This is a genomic window from Microvirga sp. KLBC 81 (genome assembly GCF_003075415.1).
GTDB lineage: Bacteria > Pseudomonadota > Alphaproteobacteria > Rhizobiales > Beijerinckiaceae > Microvirga.
In genome coordinates this window covers 1-635 of record NZ_QDAH01000310.1, presented here as the reverse complement: position 1 = coordinate 635, position 635 = coordinate 1, and the positions used below count along the sequence as shown (strand labels likewise).

At 72.1% G+C, this 635-nt stretch carries 1 protein-coding gene; it reads right to left on the bottom strand.

The window, feature by feature from the left end; genetic code table 11:
- Nucleotides 1–635, bottom strand: a 635-nt coding sequence (wrbA, locus tag DC522_RS33935; RefSeq protein ID WP_116532740.1) for an NAD(P)H:quinone oxidoreductase, incomplete at both ends; no start/stop codon positions are given.

The following is a 635-nucleotide window of genomic DNA, read 5'->3' as shown; positions in this document are numbered from 1 at the left end:
GCCGTTCCGCCGGTTGTCTCGGTCGGGTTCTGCAGGTCGGCCGGGGCGGGCCCGCGCTCGCCGGCGCCGCGCTCCAGCTGTGCGGCGATTTCGGCCACGTGCCGGCCCTGGAAGCGGGCGCCCTCGAGCTCGTTCGGGCTCGGCTGGCGCGCGCCGTCGCCGCCGGCGAGCGTGGTCGCGCCATAGGGCGTGCCGCCGGTGACCTCGTCCATCCTGGTCTGGCCGGCGAACGCATAGGGCAGGCCGACGATGATCATGCCGTGATGCAGCAGCGTGGTGTGGAACGAGGTGATCGTCGTCTCCTGGCCGCCGTGCTGGGTGGCCGTGGCGGCGAACACGCTGCCGACCTTGCCGACCAGCGCCCCCTGCACCCACAGGCCGCCGGTCTGGTCGAGGAAGTTGCGCATCTGGGCCGCCATCCCGCCATAGCGGGTCGGCGTGCCGAAGATGATGGCGTCGTAATCGCCGAGCTCGTTCGGGCTCGCGATCGGCGCCTCCTGGTCGATCTTCATGCCGGCTTGGCGCGCGATCTCCTCGGGCACGAGCTCCGGAACGCGCTTGAGGGCGACCTCGGTGCCCGGCACCGCGCGCGCGCCTTCCGCAATGGCCTGCGCCATCGTCTCGATGTGACCGTA